The organism is Campylobacter troglodytis, assembly GCF_006864425.1.
In the GTDB taxonomy this organism is placed as follows: Bacteria; Campylobacterota; Campylobacteria; order Campylobacterales; family Campylobacteraceae; genus Campylobacter_D; species Campylobacter_D troglodytis.
The window spans coordinates 1-1,185 of sequence record NZ_QHLI01000155.1 but is presented as its reverse complement, the minus strand read 5'-3'; the positions used below and the strand labels follow the sequence as shown (position 1 = coordinate 1,185).

Genomic DNA, 1,185 nt, shown 5'->3' with positions numbered 1-1,185 from the left:
AAGCCCAAAGGGTATGATAAATGCTTTCAAGGGAGATACTTTGCTTGCTCCACTTAGTAAAACAGGCTTTGAGGCAAGGTATTTTGCAGCTAGTAATTTAATGAGGATTGACAGCGGCAGATCCTTTGTGGGCTTGGAGGCAAGAAGGAGCAAGGACTTTTATGTCCAGCCTCTTGGAGCCATTTTAAGAGCAAGGGACACAAAGGGCTATGTAGCAGGGCTTAGCCTTGGTGCAAGCTATAATAGGGATGATTATATCAATAAAATTTACCTCTCTTATGCTTACGGGGCTGCTAGGCAAGATTTAAGCACACAAAGAACGCAAACAAAGGCAAATTTATTTCAAATAGGCACTATGAACCGCTATAAATTCAGCCTTTTAGAAAGCGATCTTAATGCAAATTTCTTGCTTGGTAATTTTAATATAAACAATGAGTGGCAAGAAGATCTTTTAAACTCTACCTCAACTTTTTCAAATTATCAACTCTTGCTTGGCTTAACTGTGGGGGCTAGGTTTGGAGAGAAGTTTTCTATTAAGCCCTTTGTAGGTCTTGCAAATTATTTAGAATGGCAAGAGGGCTTTACAACCGTGCTTGGCTTTGAATCAAATGCTTATAATGCCTATGTTTTGGATGCAAATGCTGGGCTTGAGGGGCATTATATGTTTAATGATCTTGCAAGCATATACTCAAAGGCTAGTTTTGAACAAAGACTTTATAACTCACACAAGCATCTTTTTTTAAGATCAAATGCTACTGAGCTAAGATATGAAAACAAAAGCTATGACAGTGCCATAAATGTAAGCCTTGGTGCACAAATACTAAGCTACAAAAGCCTTAGGCTTAATGTAGAAGGCTTGTTTAGGCACTACAACACAGGGCTTAATTATTATGGGGGAAGTTTGCTTTTTAAGTATGGGATAAATTAGTTTAAATATATTTAAAATGCAAGAACTTTGAGGGGCTTTTAAAATATATTTAAAATATATGGTATTTGAGGGGCTTTTAAAGGTGGTTAAAATGCTTTAAGGGATATTTAAATAGCTTTTAAAGGTGATTAAAATGCTTTAAAAGATATTTAAAGAGCTTTTGAAGGTGTTTTTAAAGTATTTAAAAGTGCTTACAAGTGTTGTAAGGAGCTTTTTAGGGGCTTTGAAAATCTTTAAATTCACTTGTGTTTAAATTT

At 35.4% G+C, this 1,185-nt stretch carries 1 protein-coding gene; it reads left to right on the top strand.

All coding sequences use genetic code 11. The features are described 5' to 3' along the window. Positions 1-928 (top strand): autotransporter outer membrane beta-barrel domain-containing protein (locus tag DMC01_RS12500; protein ID WP_221887168.1); only part of this gene is annotated, 928 nt, incomplete at its 5' end. Positions 929-1,185 lie beyond the last annotated feature (257 nt).